This is a genomic window from Actinomadura harenae, from assembly GCF_003696215.1.
GTDB classification, from domain to species: Bacteria; Actinomycetota; Actinomycetes; order Streptosporangiales; family Streptosporangiaceae; genus Spirillospora; species Spirillospora harenae.
In genome coordinates this window covers 47,953-65,933 of sequence record NZ_RFFG01000037.1, presented here as the reverse complement: position 1 = coordinate 65,933, position 17,981 = coordinate 47,953, and the positions used below count along the sequence as shown (strand labels likewise).

At 71.0% G+C, this 17,981-nt stretch carries 24 protein-coding genes; 18 read left to right on the top strand and 6 right to left on the bottom strand.

The window, feature by feature from the left end; genetic code table 11:
* The first annotated feature begins 14 nt into the window (after positions 1-14).
* The 12 genes from EBO15_RS21260 (at position 15) to EBO15_RS21215 (ending at position 9,352) form a co-directional block, all read left to right on the top strand.
* Positions 15-434 (top strand): hypothetical protein, encoded by a 420-nt coding sequence (locus EBO15_RS21260; RefSeq protein WP_147481593.1) that lies wholly within the window; start codon positions 15-17, stop codon positions 432-434.
* Between the two features lie 57 nt (positions 435-491).
* Positions 492-1,175: an NUDIX hydrolase gene (locus tag EBO15_RS21255; protein ID WP_122196174.1), complete on the top strand. Its 684-nt coding sequence runs from the start codon at positions 492-494 to the stop codon at positions 1,173-1,175.
* A 72-nt stretch (positions 1,176-1,247) separates the two neighbouring features.
* Positions 1,248-1,898, top strand: a complete 651-nt coding sequence (locus tag EBO15_RS21250; RefSeq protein ID WP_122196187.1) for a GNAT family N-acetyltransferase — start codon at positions 1,248-1,250, stop codon at positions 1,896-1,898.
* 355 nt (positions 1,899-2,253) lie between these two features.
* Positions 2,254-2,421, top strand: coding sequence for a hypothetical protein (locus EBO15_RS45400; protein WP_199744708.1), 168 nt, complete (start codon positions 2,254-2,256; stop codon positions 2,419-2,421).
* Between the two features lie 148 nt (positions 2,422-2,569).
* Positions 2,570-3,118, top strand: a complete 549-nt coding sequence (locus EBO15_RS21245; protein ID WP_122196173.1) for a peroxiredoxin family protein — start codon at positions 2,570-2,572, stop codon at positions 3,116-3,118.
* Between the two features lie 352 nt (positions 3,119-3,470).
* The gene (locus tag EBO15_RS45395) at positions 3,471-3,638 is read left to right on the top strand and encodes a hypothetical protein (RefSeq protein WP_199744707.1); all 168 of its coding nucleotides are present in this window, start codon (positions 3,471-3,473) and stop codon (positions 3,636-3,638) included.
* Between the two features lie 121 nt (positions 3,639-3,759).
* Entirely contained in the window at positions 3,760-4,308 is a 549-nt protein-coding gene (locus tag EBO15_RS21240; RefSeq protein WP_122196172.1) for a peroxiredoxin family protein, read from the top strand.
* Entirely contained in the window at positions 4,305-6,173 is a 1,869-nt protein-coding gene (locus tag EBO15_RS21235) for an ABC transporter ATP-binding protein (protein WP_122196171.1), read from the top strand. The genes EBO15_RS21240 and EBO15_RS21235 overlap by 4 nt, the downstream gene beginning before the upstream one ends.
* Positions 6,170-6,595, top strand: a complete 426-nt coding sequence (locus EBO15_RS21230) for a S26 family signal peptidase (protein WP_122196170.1) — start codon at positions 6,170-6,172, stop codon at positions 6,593-6,595. Before EBO15_RS21235 ends, EBO15_RS21230 begins: the two co-directional genes overlap by 4 nt.
* Positions 6,596-6,626: 31 nt before the next feature.
* Entirely contained in the window at positions 6,627-7,160 is a 534-nt protein-coding gene (locus tag EBO15_RS21225) for a GNAT family N-acetyltransferase (RefSeq protein WP_122196169.1), read from the top strand.
* A 48-nt stretch (positions 7,161-7,208) separates the two neighbouring features.
* Complete coding sequence (locus EBO15_RS21220) at positions 7,209-8,804, top strand: ATP-binding protein (RefSeq protein WP_122196186.1); 1,596 nt, start codon at positions 7,209-7,211, stop codon at positions 8,802-8,804.
* Positions 8,805-8,827: 23 nt separating this feature from the next.
* Positions 8,828-9,352 (top strand): AAA family ATPase, encoded by a 525-nt coding sequence (locus EBO15_RS21215; protein WP_122196168.1) that lies wholly within the window; start codon positions 8,828-8,830, stop codon positions 9,350-9,352.
* On the opposite strand, the gene EBO15_RS21210 is transcribed toward EBO15_RS21215, so the two are convergent.
* Complete coding sequence (locus tag EBO15_RS21210) at positions 9,353-10,699, bottom strand: DUF1214 domain-containing protein (RefSeq protein ID WP_122196167.1); 1,347 nt, start codon at positions 10,697-10,699, stop codon at positions 9,353-9,355.
* A gap of 139 nt (positions 10,700-10,838) precedes the next feature.
* Here EBO15_RS21210 and EBO15_RS21205 point away from each other — a divergent pair, with 139 nt between their 5' ends.
* Both EBO15_RS21205 and EBO15_RS21200 read left to right on the top strand, forming a co-directional pair.
* Positions 10,839-11,417, top strand: a complete 579-nt coding sequence (locus EBO15_RS21205; protein WP_122196166.1) for a TetR/AcrR family transcriptional regulator — start codon at positions 10,839-10,841, stop codon at positions 11,415-11,417.
* Positions 11,414-12,376, top strand: a complete 963-nt coding sequence (locus EBO15_RS21200; protein ID WP_122196165.1) for an alpha/beta hydrolase — start codon at positions 11,414-11,416, stop codon at positions 12,374-12,376. Before EBO15_RS21205 ends, EBO15_RS21200 begins: the two co-directional genes overlap by 4 nt.
* A 10-nt stretch (positions 12,377-12,386) precedes the next feature.
* Here the strand turns inward: EBO15_RS21200 and EBO15_RS21195 are convergent, their stop codons facing one another.
* Both EBO15_RS21195 and EBO15_RS21190 read right to left on the bottom strand, forming a co-directional pair.
* Positions 12,387-12,713 carry a hypothetical protein gene (locus EBO15_RS21195; RefSeq protein ID WP_147481592.1) on the bottom strand — a complete coding sequence of 109 codons (327 nt, stop codon included), beginning with the start codon at positions 12,711-12,713 and terminating at the stop codon, positions 12,387-12,389.
* Positions 12,710-12,991 carry a hypothetical protein gene (locus EBO15_RS21190; RefSeq protein ID WP_122196163.1) on the bottom strand — a complete coding sequence of 94 codons (282 nt, stop codon included), beginning with the start codon at positions 12,989-12,991 and terminating at the stop codon, positions 12,710-12,712. Before EBO15_RS21190 ends, EBO15_RS21195 begins: the two co-directional genes overlap by 4 nt.
* Positions 12,992-13,176: 185 nt before the next feature.
* On the opposite strand from EBO15_RS21190, the gene EBO15_RS21185 reads away from it, so the two are divergent.
* Positions 13,177-13,998 carry a helix-turn-helix domain-containing protein gene (locus EBO15_RS21185; RefSeq protein WP_122196162.1) on the top strand — a complete coding sequence of 274 codons (822 nt, stop codon included), beginning with the start codon at positions 13,177-13,179 and terminating at the stop codon, positions 13,996-13,998.
* A complete protein-coding gene (locus tag EBO15_RS21180; protein WP_122196161.1) occupies positions 13,995-14,177 on the top strand; it encodes a DUF397 domain-containing protein in 183 nt (60 codons plus the stop codon). The genes EBO15_RS21185 and EBO15_RS21180 overlap by 4 nt, the downstream gene beginning before the upstream one ends.
* Here EBO15_RS21180 and EBO15_RS21175 read toward each other — a convergent pair.
* Entirely contained in the window at positions 14,167-14,826 is a 660-nt protein-coding gene (locus EBO15_RS21175) for a nitroreductase family protein (protein ID WP_233616332.1), read from the bottom strand. The genes EBO15_RS21180 and EBO15_RS21175 overlap by 11 nt on opposite strands.
* Before the next feature lie 68 nt (positions 14,827-14,894).
* Here EBO15_RS21175 and EBO15_RS21170 point away from each other — a divergent pair, with 68 nt between their 5' ends.
* Complete coding sequence (locus tag EBO15_RS21170) at positions 14,895-15,272, top strand: winged helix-turn-helix transcriptional regulator (protein WP_122196159.1); 378 nt, start codon at positions 14,895-14,897, stop codon at positions 15,270-15,272.
* 247 nt (positions 15,273-15,519) lie between these two features.
* Positions 15,520-16,212 carry a carbon-nitrogen hydrolase family protein gene (locus tag EBO15_RS21165; protein ID WP_122196158.1) on the top strand — a complete coding sequence of 231 codons (693 nt, stop codon included), beginning with the start codon at positions 15,520-15,522 and terminating at the stop codon, positions 16,210-16,212.
* A gap of 87 nt (positions 16,213-16,299) precedes the next feature.
* Here EBO15_RS21165 and EBO15_RS21160 read toward each other — a convergent pair whose 3' ends face one another.
* Complete coding sequence (locus tag EBO15_RS21160; RefSeq protein WP_267898424.1) at positions 16,300-17,301, bottom strand: CU044_5270 family protein; 1,002 nt, start codon at positions 17,299-17,301, stop codon at positions 16,300-16,302.
* An 8-nt stretch (positions 17,302-17,309) separates the two neighbouring features.
* Positions 17,310-17,966, bottom strand: a complete 657-nt coding sequence (locus tag EBO15_RS21155; RefSeq protein ID WP_122196156.1) for an RNA polymerase sigma factor — start codon at positions 17,964-17,966, stop codon at positions 17,310-17,312.
* Positions 17,967-17,981 lie beyond the last annotated feature (15 nt).

The following is a 17,981-nucleotide window of genomic DNA, read 5'->3' as shown; positions in this document are numbered from 1 at the left end:
AGGTGGTGAGCCTGTTGACGCACCGCAGGATCCGCTCGCTCAAGGTCGGCGCGGACACGTACCGCTGGTGGTCCGGGCACGTCCACACGCGGGGCGCCCCGGACACCTGCCGCGAGGTCGTGCGGATCGCCCGCGAGGACCGGCGCGGCCGTGTCCTTCGGGTCACGTTCCGGCCGGGGCCCGGCCTGCACGTCAACGACGGCTACCCGATGCACGACGGCCTGATCTGGCGCGCGGCGGACGACGTGTCCCTGAACCTGCACCTTCCGTCCGTCGCGCGGGCGATCCTGGACGCGGCGGTCGAGCACGGCTGGGACGCCGCGTCGGCCCTGGACCTCGACGGCTGGGACCTGCTGGACGCCGTCGTCGCGCACCTCCCGCCCAAGCAGGAGGGCGAGCAGGAGGGCGACCCGGAGGGGGAGAGGGAGGGGTGATCGCCCTCCGTACAGAGAAGGTCCCACGGAGCGCGTGACCCGGATAACGTTCGTGGCATGTCCGTGCCCCGGCTCGCCGTCTCCGTCGATCTCGTCGTCCTCACCGTCCGGGAGCAGCGGCTGAGCGCGCTGGTGTGGCGGCGCGACCGGGATCCGTACGACGGCGCGTGGTCGATGCCCGGCGGCTTCATCCAGCTCGATGAGGACCTGCCCGCCGCCGCGTCCCGGTTGATGGCCGAGCGCGCCGGGCTCGCCGACGTGCGCATCCATCTGGAGCAGCTCGCCACCTACGGCTACCCGGACCGCGACCCCCGGCAGCGCGTCGTCAGCGTCGCCTACCTCGGCCTCGCCCCGGACCTGCCCGCCTCCAGCCGCGCGCAGGTGCTCTGGAAGCCGGTGGACGACCTGGTGCACCGCGACCGGGCCGCGTTCGACCACCGCCGCATCCTGCTGGACGGCGTGGAGCGCGCCCGCGCGAAGCTCGAGTACACCTCCCTCGCCGCCGCGTTCGCGCCGCCCGAGTTCACCGTCGCCGAGCTGCGCCGGGTCTACGAGATCGTGTGGGGCACGCCGCTCGACCCGCGCAACTTCCACCGCAAGGTGACCGGCGCCGACCGCTTCCTCATCCCGACGGGCCGCACGACGACGCGGGACGGCGGCCGTCCCGCGCAGCTGTACACGCGGGGCGACGCGGAGCAGCTGCGTCCGCCGATGCTGCGGCAGCGTCCCTGCCCGGACTGAGCGTCCGCGCGGGCCGGGTGGCGGAGGAGAACCGGCTGACCGGAGTGGGCGGGCGCGGTCACGATGGGACGCATGCTGGCCGACCACTTTCCCCTGCTGTCCCTGCGTGTCCGCACGCCCCGGCTGGAGCTGCGGCTTCCGTCCGATGAGCACCTGGCGTCCCTGGCCGAGCTGGCCGTGGACGGCATCCACGATCCGGGCGTGATGCCGTTCGTGAGCGGCTGGTCGGACGCGCCGCCCGTCGAGCTCGCCCGGTTCGTCGTGCTGCACCACTGGCGGTTGCTGGGCCGGTGGAAGCCCGATGACTGGTCCCTCGGGCTGGTCGTCCTGCGGGACGGCGAGGTCGTCGGGACGCAGGGGCTCGACGCGACGCGGTTCGCGGTCAAGCGCGAGGTGTCCACGTGGTCATGGGTGGGCCGGAGGCACCACGGGCAGGGCATCGGCACCGAGATGCGCGCCGCCGTCCTGCACCTGGCGTTCGCGGGTCTGGACGCCCTGGACGCCGTCTCCAGCGCCCACGCGGACAACGAGGCGTCGCTGGGCGTCTCCCGCAAGCTCGGCTACCGCCCGGACGGCGTCGACCGCCATGTCGTCCAGGGCGTCCGGGTGGAGGGGCGCCGCGTGCGCCTCGAACGCGACCACTGGACCCCGCCCGTCCCGGTCGAGATCGACGGCCTGGAGCCCTGTCTCCCGCTCTTCGGCCTCGACGCGCCGCGCCCCTGACGACGGACGGTGACGCGGCGGTGCCGTGAGGGTGACGCGGCGGCGTCCGGAAGATGATCACCGGCTGTCGCGGCCCGGCTCCGCCGGCGGTACGGACGCGCGAATCGGTCCTGGGCAAACATGCAAAGTTGATCATGTTCGCCGGTGGCGGTCGGCAGGACCTCACAAACCGCGCCCGGAAGATGATCAAGGTACTTGCGGAAACCGCGCCGACGCCCGTTACTAGAGCTGCCCCACGAAAGTCCGGGAGTTTCCGGGAAAGTGGCGCCGGCCGCAATAACCAAGCGCGCGCTCGGTCGACGCCTGTTTACTTTCTCCGTCAATTCTCGGGCGACACAGCGAAAAGGAGAGTGTCATGAGCCGTCTCGTCGACCGCGTTCTGGACCGCATCGTTCCCAACAAGGCCGAGGCGTCCGCCTGCAGCTCCAGCTACTTCTGTAACTCCGCCGGTCGTCCCGGCTACTGGTTCCGCTTCTGCTGCACGCAGACGGGCTGCGAGTGGTCGTACGTCGGCAGCTGCTGATCCTGAAGTGATCTCGGCGTGAGCCGACCGGGCGGGGTGCGGTGACGCGCCCCGCCCGGCGCTCTGAAGGACGGCTGCCGGCCCGCCGGAATCGGCGCCCCGCATCCGCCCGACGATCAAATCTTCAACCTTTCGCGAGGAACTGACAATGCCTTACCTGGTGGCCGCGGTCGTCCTCTTCGGCGTCCTTTCCGTGCTGAATCTCCTGCTCACGTTCGGTATTCTGCGCCGGATGCGGGCCGACGCCGCCGCGGGTCCCCAGGCGCCGGCGGGCGCGGGCGACATGTTCGCCCTCAAGCCCGGCGCCACCGTGCCCGACTTCCAGGCCGTCACCACCCGGGACGAGCCGGTCACCCGCGAGTCGGCCGCCGGGGTGGTCGCGTTCTTCTCCGCGGACTGCGACGGCTGCCACGACCTCCTGCCGAGCTTCCTCGAGCGCGCCGGAGCCCTCGGCCGCGAGAACGTCCTCGCCGTCTTCGGTGGTGACGAGCCCGAGACCGTCGCCGAGCTGGAGAAGGTCGCCCGCGTCGTCCAGGCCGACCGGGACGGCGGCGCCGTCTCCCGCGCCTTCCAGAACGAGTGGACGCCCGCGCTCTACCTCCTCGGCGAGGACGGCCGCATCACCGGAAGCGGCGCCCGCATGCACGAGCTCCCGCTCCACACCCTCCCCGTCCCGGCGTCCGGAAACCGGCGATGACCACGCGCAAGGGCGTTTTGTCCGCCAATCCGGCCGGATGTCCCGGCGGCCAAGGGGAGTCACCTTCCGTTGCGTGACGGTTTCGATTCCGGCGGGAGCGGCGCCGTTGTTCGCCGCGTATACGGGAAAAGTTGATCACCCTTGCCAGGGCGTTGGGCAGGATCTCACAAACCGGCCCCGATCGGGGATCCGGGGACTTGCCTGGAACGGATCGGCATCGGTTACTGGAGCTGCCCCGAAGAACCGGGAGTTTTCGGGAAAGGGGCGCCGGTCGCGAAAGTGCGCGCGCACGGCCGGTGCCCGTTCGCTTTCCCGGTGAATTTCCGGAGGATGCCACGAAAAGGAGAGCGCCATGAGCCGTCTCGTCGACCGCTTCCTCAACCGCATCGTGCCGAACAAGGTCGAGGCGTCCGCGTGCAGCACCGGCTACTTCTGCAACGCCGGCGGACACCCCGGTTACTGGTTCCGCTTCTGCTGCCTGGACAGCGGCTGCGAGTGGACGTACATCGGCTCCTGCTGATCCTCGCGTGATCACCGTGTGAGCGAGGCCGGGTGGGACGTGGCGCCGCGTCCCGCCCGGATCCCGGAAAACGCGCCGGCGTGATCCATCTTTCCATCGACCTCATTGTCAGGGACTGATAATGCCTTATCTGGTGGCCGCGGTCGTCCTCTTCGCCGTCCTGTCGGTGTTGAACCTCCTGCTCACGTTCGGCATTCTTCGCCGAATGCGCGCGGACGCCGCCGCGGGCCCTCGGACGGTCCCGGGCGCGGGCGACCTGTTCGCCCTCAAGCCCGGCGCCACGGTCCCCGAGTTCAGCGCCGTCACCACCCGGGACGAGCCGGTGACCAGGGAGGACGCCGCCGGGGTGGTCGCGTTCTTCTCCGCGGACTGCGACGGCTGCCACGACCTGCTCCCGAGCTTCCTCGAGCGCGCCCGCACCCTCGGCCGTGACAACGTCCTCGCCGTCTTCAGCGGCGAGGAGCCCGAGACGGTCGCGGCGCTGGAGGAGGTCGCCCGAGTCGTCCAGGCCGACGGTAAGGGCGGCCCCGTCGCGCGCGCGTTCCAGAACGAGTGGACGCCCGCGCTCTACCTCCTCGGTGAGGACGGTCGTATCACCGGAAGCGGCGCCCGCATGCACGAGCTCCCGCTCCACACCCTCTCCGTCCCGGCGTCCGGAAACCGGCGATGACCGCCGAGAACGAGACGAACGCCGAGAACGAGACGAACGCGCAGGACGACCCGAACGCGAGGAGGTTCGGCGTGCGGGAGCTGCGGGCGTCCGCCGCCGAGGCGATCGCGCTCATGTTCCGGGCCTCGCCCGCCGAGGTTCCCCTCTACCTGGCCGTGGTGGTCGCCACCTCCGCCGCTCCGATCATCACGGCCTGGCTGACCAAACTGGTCATCGACCGGCTGACCGGCGGGAACGCCCCGGTCGGGGGCCTCGCGCTCGGCCTCGCCGCCGCCGGGTTCGCCGCCGCCGCACTGCCCTCGGTCTCGCGGTACGCGCGTGGGCAGATCGGACGCGCCGCGAGCCTGACCGGCACCGACCGGCTGTTCGCCGCCGCCGAACGCCAGGTCGGCCTGCGCTCCTTCGAGGACCCCGCCTACCAGGACCGGCTGCGGCTCGCCCAGGACGGCGTCCGCCGCGTCCCGGAGATCGTGGACGGCCTCGGCGGCCTGCTCGGCGGCGTCGTGTCCCTGACCGGGTTCCTCGGCTCGCTGCTGGTGCTCAGCCCGGCGATGACCGGCCTGGTCCTCGCCGCCGCGCTGCCCGCGCTCGTCGCCGAGATCCTGCTGACCCGGCGCCGGACGGCCATGGAGTGGGACATCGAGCACCACCACCGCCGCGAGTTCTTCTACAGCCAGCTACTCACCGGCACGTCGCCCGCGACCGAGATCCGCCTGTTCGGCATCGGCGCGTTCCTGCGCGGCCGCATGCTCACCGAACGGCGTGGCGCCAACGCCGCGCAACGCCGCATGGACCTGCGGGAACTCCGCGCCCAGGGCGGCCTCACCGCGCTCGGCGCGCTCGTCGCGGGCGGCGGCCTGTGGTGGGCGGCGAACGCGGCCCGGCACGGCACGCTCAGCGTCGGCGACGTCGCGATGTTCCTCGCCGCCGTCGCCGGTGTCCAGACCTCGCTCGCGGCCCTGACCGCCGCGGTCGCCGGAGGCCAGGCCCGCCTGCTCGCGTTCACGCACTACGTCGCCGTCGTCCGCGCGCCGTCCGACCTGCCCCGCGCCGAGACCGGCGAGGCGCCGCCGCTGCGCCGCGGCATCGAGTTCCGCGACGTGTGGTTCCGGTACGGCGACGACCTGCCGTGGGTGTTCCGCGGCCTCGACCTGACGATCCCGCACGGCGACGCCGTCGCGCTCGTCGGCCTGAACGGCGCGGGCAAGAGCACCCTCGTCAAACTCCTCTGCCGGATGTACGACCCGGTCCGCGGCCGGATCCTCTGGGACGGCGAGGACCTCCGCGACATCCCGCCGGAGAAGCTGCGCGACCGCGTCAGCGCCGTGTTCCAGGACCACATGAACTACGAGATGTCCGCCCGCGACAACATCGCGGTCGGCGACCTCACCGCCCTGGACGACGCGTCCCGCCTCGAACGCGCCGCGACCCGCGCGGGCGTCCACGACCGCCTCGCCGCCCTGCCGAAGGGCTACGACACGTCCCTGACCAGGATGTTCGCCCTCGGCGACGACTCCGCGACCGGCGTCGTCCTGTCCGGTGGCCAGTGGCAGCGCCTCGCCCTCGCGCGCGCCCTCGTCCGCGAGAACCGTGACCTGATGATCCTGGACGAGCCGAGCTCCGGCCTCGACCCCGAGGCCGAGCACGAGGTCCACGCCCTCATGCGCGAGCACCGCCGCGGCAGCACCAGCCTGCTCATCTCCCACCGCCTCAGCGCCGTCCGCGACGCCGACCGGGTGGTCGTCCTGGAAGAGGGGCGCATCACCGAAGAAGGCACCCACGACACGCTCCTGGCGGCGGACGGCGGCTACGCCCGCCTCTTCCGCCTCCAGGCCAGCGGCTACCAGGAGGCGACCACCCCATGACCCGGACCCTCCTGACCCTCGGCGCCCTGACCGCCGCCGTCGCCGCCGGGACGGTGGCGGCCCGCCGGAACCTGATCCTCACCACCGTGGACGGCGACAGCATGGAACCGTCCCTGCACTCGGGCGACCGCGTCCTGATCCGCCGCACCCGGCGCGCCCGCCGGGGCCAGATCACCCTGCTGCTCTCCGACCACGACGTCCTGCTCCTGAAGCGCACCGTGGCGGTGACGGGCGACCAGGTGCCCAAGGAGTGGTCCGAGATCGACATGAAGTCCCTGGCCGGGACGACCGTCCCGCCGGACACCGTCATCGTCCTCGGCGACAACCGCCCGTCCAGCTACGACTCCCGCCACTTCGGCCACGTCCGGAGGTCCCGCGTCGTCGGGGTGCTGCTGACCCGGGTCCACCGGAGATCCGCTTGATCATCCGTGCTCGCCTCGGATACCAAGGAGCATGATCCGAGGCGAGAAGATCGGGCTCCGCGCCCGCCACGAAGCCGACGTCCCCGTCCTTCACGAGGAACTGCACAACGACGTCGAGACCCGCTCCCGCGCCGACACGCGCCCCTGGCGTCCCCTCGGTGTGGAGGACTCCCCCTTCGCGATCCGCGACCCGGACGACCTGACCGCCGCGGACTTCTCCATCGTCGACCTGGCGTCCGGGGACCTGGCGGGCGCGGCCGTCCTCTGGGGCATCGACCTGCACAGCCGCTCGGCCCACATCGGCATGACCCTCCTCCCCGCCTTCCGGGGCCGAAGCCTCTCCACCGACGTCGTACGCACCCTCTGCCACTACGGCTTCGTCACCCGCGGTCTCAACCGCATCGCCCTGGAGACCCTCACCGACAACATCGCGATGAGAACCGCCGCCGACCGCGTCGGCTTCACCCACGAAGGCACCCTCCGCAACTCCTTCTACGCCAACGGCACCTTCCACAACGACGAGCTCTACGGCCTCCTGTCCCAGGAGTGGCACCCCCACCCCTAACCCCCGAACCACCCACAGGGGCTCTGCGTGATCGCTAGCGTGCGAAGCGTGATGGAGTTCAACACGGCCGGCCCCTGTATCCCGGGCAAGCACTACATGCTCGACCCGCTCGCCCGCCTCCCGGAAGCGAGGAGGCTGGCAGAGCGAGGGGACTACTTCGTGGTGTACGCGCCCCGGCAGTCGGGCAGGACCACCATGCTGGAGTCGCTGGCCCGAGCGCTCAACGCCACGGGCGACTATGCCGCAGTGCGGTTCTCGTGCGAGACCGCCGCCATGGCCGAGGACCGGCGTCGCTCCCAGGGGCTCATCCTTGCCTCGGTACGGAACGCGGCCGAGGACTGCGGCCTGCCGACGGACTGCCTGCCTCCCGCGAAGGACGATGCCGAGCCGTCGTCCCTCCTGGTCGGGGACGCGTTCACGGAGTGGGCGGCGACCAGTTCGCGGCCGCTGGTCCTGCTCTTCGACGAGATCGACTGCCTGCCCTGGCCCCGCCTCGCCGACGTGCTCGCCCAGCTCCGTTGCGGCGCGATGTCCACGCCGACCCCGTTTCCGCATTCGGTGGCGCTGTGCGGGATGCAGAACGTGCACGACCTTGAGAACACTCACAGTGACCCTCGCATGGGCACTCCTGTTCCCTACGACATCAGTGTCACGACCCTGCGCCTCGGTGACTTCACGTTGGACGAGGTCGCCGAGCTGTACGCCCAGCACACCGAGGAGACCGGGCAGGTCTTCGAAGCGACGGCCGTCCAGCGGGTGTTCGAGGTGACCCAAGGGCAGCCGTGGATGGTGAACGCCCTGGCCAGGGACATCATCGAGGTCATGTGCGTCCCGGCGTCCCAGCCGATCACCGAGGAGCTCGTGGACCGGGCCGTCGAGCGGCTCATCCAGAACAACCCCGCCCATCTCGCTCACCTGATGGCGCACCTGCCCGAGCCCCGGACGCGGCGGGTCATCGAGCCGCTGCTCAAGGGCACCCTCAAGGCGACGGACGACCTGGCCCAATGCGACGACGTGACCTACTACGAGGCTGTGAGCTTCGTGCGGGCTCTCGGCCTCGCCCCCCAGGAGCCCCCGCTGCGGATCTCCAATCCGATCTACCAGGAAGCGATCACGAGGACCCTGTCGCGGTCCCTCCAGCACGCCCTTCTCATCGAGCCGCGAGCCCTGCTGCTCCCGGACGGACGTCTGGACGTCGGCAAGCTGCTGGACGGATTCCTCGCGTTCTGGGAGGACCACCCCGAGACCCTGGACAAGCGCCGCCACTACCGCGAGGCGGCCTGCCACCTGGCGTTCATCGGCTTCCTCCAGCGGGTCCTGGACGGTGACGGCCTCATCGGGGGCGAGTACGGGCTCTGCATGGGTGGCCTCGATCTCGCCCTTCGCAGGCCGTACACGGATGAGCAGGGCAGGCGAGCGATCCAGCGGGCGGCGTTCGAGCTGAGAGTCCACAGAAGCGATGCGGACTACCCGAATCCCTACAGCCTGGACCAGCTCGACGGCTACCTGGACAGTCTCGGCCTCGACACCGGGACGCTGATCGTGTTCGACCGCCGCAAGAGCGCCCCGCCGGTCGCTGAGCGTACGACGGTGGAGTCCGTCGAATCCACCGCCGGACGAAAGATCACTCTCGTTCGCGCTTAAGGGCGCCGGGTTAGCCTGCGGGGATGGGGCGGCCAGGGCTGGTTGTGGTGAGTGGGGCGGCGGGGGTTGGGAAGACGACGCTGGCGCATCGGCTGGGCCGGGTGCTCGGGTGTCCGGCGGTGGTGCGGGACGAGATCAAGCAGGGGCTGGTCCTCGGGGACGCGGAGTATCGGGCGGAGCCCGGGGACGCGGCGACGTGGCAGGCGACGGAGTTGTTCTTCGACGTCCTGCGGATGATGCTCCAGACCGGGTGCACGGTCGTCGCCGAGGCGGCGTTCCAGGATCGGGTGTGGCGGCCGCGGCTCGGGACGTTGACGGACGTCGCGGACGTTCGGATCGTTCGGTGTGACGCGCCGGTGGGCGTGCGCAGGGAGCGGGTCGTGCGGCGGCTGGAGGCGGACGGGCATCGGCGGGCGCACGCGGATCACACGCTGACGTTCCAGGACGGCTTCCAGCGGGTGGAGATGGACGTCCCGACCCTGGACGTCGACACGTCCGACGGATACCGGCCCGCGCTGGACGAGATCGCGGCGTTCGCGCGGGGGTGATCAGTGCGCGGGTTCGATGTCGGGGAGGGGCCAGGTGCGGTCGAAGTACGGTTCGGTCGGGGCGTAGAGGCGCAGGTAGGCGAACCAGGGGCGGCCCGGGACGGTCTGGATCCAGTTCACGCGGTGGGCGGGGCGATCCGGGCCGAAGTGGATGATGACGCTGCCGTCCGGCTGGGTGACGAGGGCGTCGCGCGAGGACAGTTCGGCGTGCTGGGACGGGTTGCCGGGCAGGGTGCGGTCGAGGGCGTCGTAGACGCAGACGGACCAGAACTGGCGTGCGGGCGGGTCGGCCGGGACGCGGAGGGTGTAGGCGCGTCCGCCGTCGAGCCAGTCGCCGTCGCCGTCGGTGTAGGTGCCGAGGTAGCCCTGCCCGGATCCGGGGGTGGGGTGGGCCATGCCCTCGGACATGCCGGTGGCCTCGTAGAACCAGGCGGCGCGTTCGAAGAACTGGCCGAGGCCGTCGCGGACGTGGGACGGCTCGACGTTGGCGACGCGGGTCCAGCGCGAGTCGGGCCGGTAGGTGGCGGTGGGGAAGCGCTTGGCGTAGGCCGTGGCCTGCGCGAACGCCTCGCCGAGGCGCGCGGCCTCGGTGAGGATCTCCTGGACGCGTTCGCCGGGTTCGAAGGGCCGTTCGCGGCGGATGCCGAGGGTGGCGGCGATGCCCGCGAAGAAGCGGTCGCGTTCCTCGACGGGTTCGCGGGCGAGGATCGCGGCGAGTTCGCGGAAGTAGTCGAGCCCGGCGGGCTGGGCCTGGAACCAGGTGGTGCCGTCCGGGTGCAGGACGCGGGTGGGCGGCGGGTCGTCGCGCTGGTCGAAGCGCCGGACGCGGAACCGGCGGATGAGGTCGCCGTCGGCGTCGGGGGTGAGGATCCGCAGGCCGCACATGATGTTGTTGGTCCGGGACTCGGCGACACGGACGTCCGTGCCGAGATCGGGCGGGGAGTGGCCGGGGCCGGTGACGACGTGGCGTCCGCCGTCCGGCCCGATGTCGGTGATGTGGCGCTGCCAGAAGTCGGTGACGCCGCCGGCGATGGGCCCGTCCGGGACGTCCAGGATGATCGGGCCGGTGACCGAGAGGTCCACGCAGGTGATGTAGTACGGCGTGATCGTGTTCGGGGTGAGGATGCCGCGCCGCTCGGCGTAGGTGACGAAGGCGCCGACGTCCTCGGCGCGCGCGTGCACGACCTCGCGGACGGCCCGCTCCAGCCGGGCCATCGCCACGATCGGCAGGCCCCACTGGTAGAGCAGGCAGGCCGCCTGGAGGTCGCGCAGGTCGTACAGGTCGTCCAGGTTCTGCGGGGCCGGAAGGCCCAGCACGGTGTCCCATCTGGGGACGGGCACGTCCACGACGCCTCCTCGCGCTGCGACGGCCAAGTCCCGGTAGCTATCCCCGCGCGTTCGCCAAGTCACGGACGTCGGCGCGCCAAATCGGAACAAGCCCGCGTGATGGGTTTACAGATTCGACTCAGGTGTTAAGTTCGTCAGCATGGTGAAGGAGGGCTCCGCGCAGCGCGTGCTGGACGCCGCGTACCGCTGTTTCTGCAGGTACGGATACCGGCGCACGACGATCTCCGACATCGTCGACGAGGCGGGGATGTCCCGGCCGACCGTCTACAAGTACGTCGGGTCCAAGGAGGAGGCGGCCGCGCGGGTCGTCCGGGCCCGGCTGGACGAGGCGGCCGCGGCGGCGCGGGTGGCGGCGGACGCGGCGGGTACACCCGAGGAGAAGGTGCTCGCGGTGCTCGGCGTGAAGCTCGAGGTCGCGTTCCGGCTCCGGCGGGACGGCCCGGCGCACGCGCGGGAGCTGCTGTCCGTCGCGTCCGCGCAGGTCCCCGACATGATCGGCGCATACGTGGACGGGCTCGCCGAGCTGATCGCGCAGGCCCTGGCCGAGGTCGCCCCGGACACGGCGCGGCAGGCGGCGGGCGTCCTGCTGACCTTCACCCGGGGCCTCGAGGACGACCTGCGCGACGTCGAGGCGGTCCGGCGCGAGCTCCGCGCCGGAGTGCGGATGATCACCGCCGGGGCGTTGGGCGGACGCGCCGGACGAAAGGGGGAGGGATGAGTGGTCCCGCGTTCTACCGAGACCAGCGAGCATGGCGTGACCTGCAACAACGCCTGCCGGATCGGCTGCGCCTGGACGACCGGACCGCACCCGAGGAGGACTTCTGGGAGTGGCGCGGACACCGCGTCCACCTCGACCGCTACCCGAACCCGAAGGCGAGGGCGAAGGTCGTCCTGCACCACGGCGTCGGGACGAACGGACGCCAGATGTCGCTCATCCTCGGCGCCCCGCTCGCCCGCAAGGGCTACGAGACGATCGCCCTGGACAACCTCGGCTACGGCCTCACCCGGGTCAAGCCCGGTACTACACCGTCCTACGACGACTGGGTCGACCTGCTCGTCGACTTCCTGCTCCGCGAGCGCGCCCGCGACGACCGGCCGATCGTCCTGTACGGGCTCAGCGCGGGCGGCATGGTGACCTACCACGCCGCCGCGAAGGCGCCGCGCGGGACGGTCGCGGGCATCGTCGGCATGACCTTCCTCGACCAGCGTGACCGGCTGGTACGCGAGGAGACCGCGCACGACAGGCTGACCGCCCGCTACGGGATCCCGCTCCTGTCGACGCTGGCCCGGACGCCGCTCGCGTCCGTGAAGTACCCGATGAGCCTCGCCGCCAAGATGTCCGCGCTCGCCAACGACCCGGCCGCCATGAAGATCTTCATGAAGGACCGGACGTCCGCCGCGAACCGGGTCAGCATCCGGTTCCTGGACACGTATATGAACTACACGCCCGCCGTCGAGCCCGAGGACTTCGACGCCTGTCCCGTCCTGCTGACCCAGCCCGCCATGGACCGCTGGACGCCGCTCTACCTGAGCACGCCCTTCCTGTCCCGCATCACGAAGGTCCCTGTCGACACGGTCATGCTCGACAACGCGGGCCACTACCCGCTCGAAGAGCCCGGCCTGACGCAGATGCAGGAGACCATCGCCGACTTCATCGCCAAGCACACCGGCCGCTGACCCGGTCCCCTCAGGGAGAGGCGGCGTCGAGCCAGGGCCGCAGCAGCTCGTCGAGCGTCCCGGCGGCGGACGCGGTGTCGGTCGCGTGCGCGATGTTCCGTCCGCCGGACGTCCGGAACCACCACCCGTCCACGTGCCGGACGGCCGTGACCGTCTCGCCGATCGACGGCATCCCCGGGGCCCGGACGCGCAGCATCGGCGGGAACTCGGCCGTCCGCGCCTCCGTCGTCCAGCCGCGTCCGCGCAGGTCGAGCGCCAACCGCCACAGCAGCCGCCGCGCCCGCCACGCGTCCAGGTCGGTCGCCCGAACCCCCACCCCGCGCAAGGTCAGGCTCATCGGGCCAGCTCCGTCGCGATCGCGAGCGCGGTGGAGATCGTGTCGTCGGGATCGCGGACGTCCTGCGCGTCGCCGAGCCGGATCCCGCCGGGATACAGCCAGTACGTCCACGCGCCGCCCGTGGGCTTCTCGCACGTCACGCTGATCGTCCGGCCCATCGTGTCCGGATTCCAGCAGCGCAGGATGGTCGGTTTGAGGACGTTCTCGACGAGCCGCGCCCGCAGCCCGATGTCGTCCAGCCCGCCGGCGAGCGCGAGGAGTCTGGTCCTTTTCGCCAAACGGGTTATCTCAACCGGTGAATCGAAGCTACGGTCACAGATGCGAGTCGTGTCGTCACACATCGGCACCCTCCGAGGTCGGGGGAGTAGGAACTGTGCGTGATCTCACCACTACTCTCCCGACACGGAGTGCCGGTCGGAAGAGGTGCGCTGCCACAGGGTCGATGTAGCAAAGGAGCTACGACATGCCTGACAAGCACAGCGAATGCCACATCCTCAACCCGCACGAGAGCGCGTGGGCCGTGTACGCGCGCAAGCTCAAGCGCCTCCGCACCGAGGCCGGACACAGCCAGGCGGAGGTCGGTAGCGCCTGCATCGTCTCCGGCAAACTCATCTCGGCCATCGAGACCCTCCGCAGACTCCCCGGCGAGGACGTCAGCCAGCGCCTCGACAAGTTCTACGAGGTGGACTTCTTCGAGGAGCAGTACCACCAGATCAACCGCGAACTTCACCTGCCCGCAGGCTTCGACCAGTACCTCGTGCAGGAGGAGCAGGCTGCGATCATCTACAGCTTCCAGTACGGCTACGTCCCCGGTCTCCTCCAGACCGAGGCGTACGCGAGGGAGCTCATGAGCCAGACGCCGCACACGGAGGATCGTGACGAGGCGGTGGCGATCCGCATGCGGCGGCAGGAACTGCTTGAGGGCGGGGAGGCGCCGCTGGTCGTGGCGCTGATCAAGGAGGCCGCCCTGCGCGAGCTGATCGGCGGTCGGGATGTCATGCAGGCGCAGTACGCGCATCTCATCGAGATGGGCAAGAGGCCCAACATCTCAATCGAAGTCGTCCCGAACGGCGCGGGCGTCTTCGTCTCCAGCGGCTACTCCCTGCTCAACTACGTCGAGGGGTGTCCGGTCGGTTGGACCGAGGCCGGGTTCGGTTTCGGGCACCTCGTCCAGGAGTCTGTGATCCTTCACCGCATGCGCGTAGCGTTGGATCTCACTCGCGGTACGGCGTCCCCGACGGCCGAGACCGAGAGGCTGGTCAGGACACTCATGGAGGCTCTGTGAACCATCCCCCTGTGAAGTGGCGCAAGTCGAGCTACTCCTCTGGCGAAGGCGGCGAGTGCGTGGAAGTCGCTGCGCTGGCGCCGGAGGTTGGGCTTCGGGACTCCAAGGATCCGGACGGGCCACATCTGCATGTGACCCGTCCGGGATTCGCGGAGCTGCTCGCCCGGCTCAAGTCCTAGGCGATCCGTAGGACTCGCGGAAGACGTTGCGTTCCTGGGGACGGCGGCCGGGGTGGCGGCGCTCCTCGGCCGGGTGGCCGATGGACATGAGCAGGGCGATGGCCAGGTCGTCGCGGTCGTCGACGCCGATGACCTTCTTCACCCTGGCCTCGTCCCAGCCGTTCATGGGGGATGTGGCCAGTCCCATCTCGGTGGCGGCGAGCATCACGTAGGTCGCCGCGATCATGGCGTCCTTGACCGCGTACTCCCGTAGCAGGCCGCGTTCCTCCAAGCCGGTCTGGAACGCGTGCGCGTCCTGGGAGAACGCCGAGACGAACTCCTCGCTCCACGCGCCGTTGCGGAGGGCCTGGTCGTAGACGTCTCCGTGGTCGTCCCGCCAGGCCAGCGGTTCGGCCACGAAGACCAGCACGACCGGCGCCTCCTGCGGCTGGGGCTGGCCGCCGGTGGCCCAGGTCAGGCCCGCGCGCCCGTCCTCGCCGGTGACGGCGACGACGGACCGGTCCTGGAGGTTCCAGCTGGTGGGGGCCTCGATGGCGAGGGCCAGCAACGCGTCCAAGGCGTCCGCGGGAACCGGGTCGGGACGGTAGTGGCGGACGGTGCGGCGGGTGCGGATGGCTTCGGCGACGGACATCGTGTGCGTTGCTGTCATGGCACTAACTATTGGAGAGTGGGTCTCCAGGGGGAAGAGGGCACTAATTAGTGCGTTACTCTCCCTCCATGACGACCCTCGTGGAGTCCTCCGGGCTGCCGGCCGACGCGTTCTCGGCGAAGTGCCCGACCCGGCAGGTGCTCGACCACATCGCGGGGAAGTGGACGGTCCTCGTCGTGGACGCACTCCAGGCGGGCACCATGCGCTACACGGAACTGAGCAGGCGCGTCGAGGGCGTCTCACAGAAGATGCTCACGCAGACACTGCGCGCGCTCGAAGCCGACGGGTTCGTCACCCGGACCGTCCACCCGACGATCCCGCCCCGCGTCGAGTACGACCTGACCCCGCTCGGCCGCAGCCTGGCCGAGCCCATCACCGCGCTGCGGCGGTGGACCGAAGAGCACATCAACGAGATCGAGGAGTCCCGAACGCGGCGCGTCCCTTAACCGGACCAGCCGGCCTGGCATCCGCCGACCCACTGACGCCGCCATCGACTGGACGCGCGACCGGCGGACTTCTCATCGAGGACGACTGCGACGGCGCCTTCCGCTGCGGCCGCGAACCCGTCGGCGCCGCGACCAGCAGATCGCCGCCCTCTGCCCGGCCCTCCCTGACTGGGTGACGGACATCTCCTGTCCGTCGTGATCATCCGCGAATAGGCTGATCTTGGATTCGACCAGCGGGGAGGCCGATATGCGGCAGTCATTGACCATCGCGGCGGCGCAGCCGAAGTGCGTCTCCTACGACGTGGAGGCCAACGCGGAAGCGCACGCGCGGGCCGTCCGGTCGGCGGACGCGCGCGTCGTGGTGTTCCCCGAGCTGTCGCTGACCGGGTACGAACTGGACGCCCCGCCCATCGCCCCCGACGACGAGCGCCTGGCGCCCATCATCGCCGCCTGTGCCGAGACCGGAGCGCTCGCCCTCGTGGGCGCCCCCGTGCCCGGCCCCAGCATCGCCTTCCTGGCCGTGGACGGCACCGGCGCGCGCGTCGCCTACAGGAAGGCGCACCTGCACGGCGTCGAGAACGACCTCTTCGTGCCGGGCGAGCCCACGGTCATCGAGGTGGACGGCTGGCGACTCGGCCTCGCCATCTGCCGCGACACCAGAATCCCCGAACACGACGCCGCGCTCGCGGCCCTGGGCATGGACGGCTACCTCGCCGGAGTCCTCCACGCCGACCACGAGGCCCACCTCCTCCCCGAACGCGCCCGCCGGATCATCGCCGCGCGCGGCGTGTGGGTGGCCGGGGCGTCCTTCGCGGGGCCGACCGGCGGAGGCTTCGACGAGACGTGCGGCGGCTCCGGCATCTGGTCGGCGACCGGCGACGTCCTCGCCGAGGCCGGCACCGCCCCCGACGACTTCGCCCGCGCGACCTTCGCCCCGTAGCCGAGAGCGCCCGGCGCCCGCGCCAACGCCTGACGACACGACGGCATCCCGCCCGGCGGGACGGGATGCCGCGGCCGTCGCGTCAGATCAACGCGGAGTCTGCTTCACCTTGTCGGTGACGGCGACCTTGAGCAGCGCGTACGAGTAGAGCTCCGTGCCGTCCGGGTACCGCGCGTCGGCGGACGGAGTGACGTCCGCCTTCGGGCCCGCCGGGAACGCGTGCGAGTCCTTGTGGCTCACGAACTGCCGGTACCCGAGGTAGCGGTAGCTCTTCACGTCGAAGATGAGCTCCAGTCGGCGTCCGTCGAAGGTCTGCCCGACCGCGATGCCCTTGCGTCCGGCCAGGTCGGTGACGTTCCGCGTCACCGTGACACCCGGGATCGCGCCCGCGGCCTTGAACATCAGCGCGAGCGACGACGGGCGCACGTACCGGGTCAGCAACGTGTCGGACAGCGTGATGAACGCCTGGACGTCGGCCGGGTTCCCGCCGCGGCTGTTCTTGTACAACCAGGACCGCATCCCCTGCACGGTGGTCGGCAGCCCACTGAGCATGACGGGCGCGCTGTGGCAGCCCTGGGGCGGCTTCGCGAGGTCCACCTTCGGCCGGACGATCCCGGCGGCCTTCGACTTGGTCAACATCTCCTCGTACTCGCGCGAGTTCTCGCACAACCACAGGTCGCGGCCCAAGTCCCCACCGCTCGTGAGACCCGCGTGCCTGCCGTCGGCGGACCGCCAGTCGACGCGGCTCACCGTGCGCCCCTGGGCCTCCCCCTCGGGCCGCTGCCGGGACTTGGACAGCATGTAGAGGTACTGGTCCGCCCTCGGCTTGAAGTCCGGCAGCCCACCGGCGGCCTTGGACGCCCGGTCCAGGACCTCGGTCGCGGCGACCGGCGCGATCGTCGGCTGACCGCCCCCACCCGACGGCACGACGGCGATCGCGGTGGCGGCGGCCCCGGCGACGAGCGTGGCGGCCAGTCCGCCGAGGATCAGGCGCGGCGACCTCGCACGCGTGGGCATCTGACGTGTCTCCCGAAGCAACTGGTCACGGACGGCGTCGTGCTCAACGAGGTCCCGCCGAGACGGCGGCATCATGTCGTTCATCGGCTCTCCCCGGGAAGACGAACATTCACGGAATGACGGACGGCAGCGCCCCGTCCCGACGCCGCGCCACCGACCCCCGTCGTCGCCGGGCCGGACGCGGGGTGGTCCGAGAGGTCGCGGAGGCGGGCCCGGGCGCGGCTGAGCCGCGATCGGACCGTGCCCGCGGCGATGCCGAGCGCCTCGGCGATCTGGTTGTGGTCCAGTTCCTCCCAGACGCTGAGGACCAGCACCTCGCGGTCGCGCCGCGGCAGCCTCTGGACCGCGTCGAGGACGCGGCGCATCCGCCGCTCGGCGTCGAGGCGCGCGGTGACCTCGTCCATGTCGTCCGGGTGCGGGACCGGCTTCGGCATCCGGGACAGCGCGTCCCGGTGCCTGCGCATGCTCCGCCGGTGGTTGTGCAGGACGTTCGTCGCGACCCCGTACAACCAGGGCAGCAGCGAACCGGACTGCGGCTGGACACGTGCGCGCTGCCGCCAGGTCTCCAGGAACACCACCGAGGTGACGTCCTGCGCCTCCGACCAGCTCGCCGTCCGCCGGAAGCAGTAGTTGTAGACCGTGCGCGCGTGACGGTCGAAGAGCGCCCCGAAGGCCTGCTCGTCACCGTCCCGCGCCCGGCTCCACAACTCATCGTCCGTGGGCGTGTGCGGGTTCATGCCCACCAGATGTCC

Excerpts from the sequence above, each read along its gene's own strand:
- EBO15_RS21255 (WP_122196174.1), top strand. The coding sequence starts at position 492 with ATGTCCGTGCCCCGGCTCGCCGTCTCCGTCGATCTCGTCGTCCTCACC.
- EBO15_RS21250 (WP_122196187.1), top strand. The coding sequence starts at position 1,248 with ATGCTGGCCGACCACTTTCCCCTGCTGTCCCTGCGTGTCCGCACGCCC.
- EBO15_RS45400 (WP_199744708.1), top strand. The coding sequence starts at position 2,254 with ATGAGCCGTCTCGTCGACCGCGTTCTGGACCGCATCGTTCCCAACAAG.
- EBO15_RS21245 (WP_122196173.1), top strand. The coding sequence starts at position 2,570 with ATGCCTTACCTGGTGGCCGCGGTCGTCCTCTTCGGCGTCCTTTCCGTG.
- EBO15_RS45395 (WP_199744707.1), top strand. The coding sequence starts at position 3,471 with ATGAGCCGTCTCGTCGACCGCTTCCTCAACCGCATCGTGCCGAACAAG.
- EBO15_RS21240 (WP_122196172.1), top strand. The coding sequence starts at position 3,760 with ATGCCTTATCTGGTGGCCGCGGTCGTCCTCTTCGCCGTCCTGTCGGTG.
- EBO15_RS21235 (WP_122196171.1), top strand. The coding sequence starts at position 4,305 with ATGACCGCCGAGAACGAGACGAACGCCGAGAACGAGACGAACGCGCAG.
- EBO15_RS21230 (WP_122196170.1), top strand. The coding sequence starts at position 6,170 with ATGACCCGGACCCTCCTGACCCTCGGCGCCCTGACCGCCGCCGTCGCC.
- EBO15_RS21225 (WP_122196169.1), top strand. The coding sequence starts at position 6,627 with ATGATCCGAGGCGAGAAGATCGGGCTCCGCGCCCGCCACGAAGCCGAC.
- EBO15_RS21215 (WP_122196168.1), top strand. The coding sequence starts at position 8,828 with ATGGGGCGGCCAGGGCTGGTTGTGGTGAGTGGGGCGGCGGGGGTTGGG.
- EBO15_RS21205 (WP_122196166.1), top strand. The coding sequence starts at position 10,839 with ATGGTGAAGGAGGGCTCCGCGCAGCGCGTGCTGGACGCCGCGTACCGC.
- EBO15_RS21200 (WP_122196165.1), top strand. The coding sequence starts at position 11,414 with ATGAGTGGTCCCGCGTTCTACCGAGACCAGCGAGCATGGCGTGACCTG.
- EBO15_RS21195 (WP_147481592.1), bottom strand. The coding sequence starts at position 12,713 with ATGAGCCTGACCTTGCGCGGGGTGGGGGTTCGGGCGACCGACCTGGAC.
- EBO15_RS21185 (WP_122196162.1), top strand. The coding sequence starts at position 13,177 with ATGCCTGACAAGCACAGCGAATGCCACATCCTCAACCCGCACGAGAGC.
- EBO15_RS21175 (WP_233616332.1), bottom strand. The coding sequence starts at position 14,826 with ATGACAGCAACGCACACGATGTCCGTCGCCGAAGCCATCCGCACCCGC.
- EBO15_RS21170 (WP_122196159.1), top strand. The coding sequence starts at position 14,895 with ATGACGACCCTCGTGGAGTCCTCCGGGCTGCCGGCCGACGCGTTCTCG.
- EBO15_RS21165 (WP_122196158.1), top strand. The coding sequence starts at position 15,520 with ATGCGGCAGTCATTGACCATCGCGGCGGCGCAGCCGAAGTGCGTCTCC.
- EBO15_RS21160 (WP_267898424.1), bottom strand. The coding sequence starts at position 17,301 with ATGCCGCCGTCTCGGCGGGACCTCGTTGAGCACGACGCCGTCCGTGAC.
- EBO15_RS21155 (WP_122196156.1), bottom strand. The coding sequence starts at position 17,966 with ATGAACCCGCACACGCCCACGGACGATGAGTTGTGGAGCCGGGCGCGG.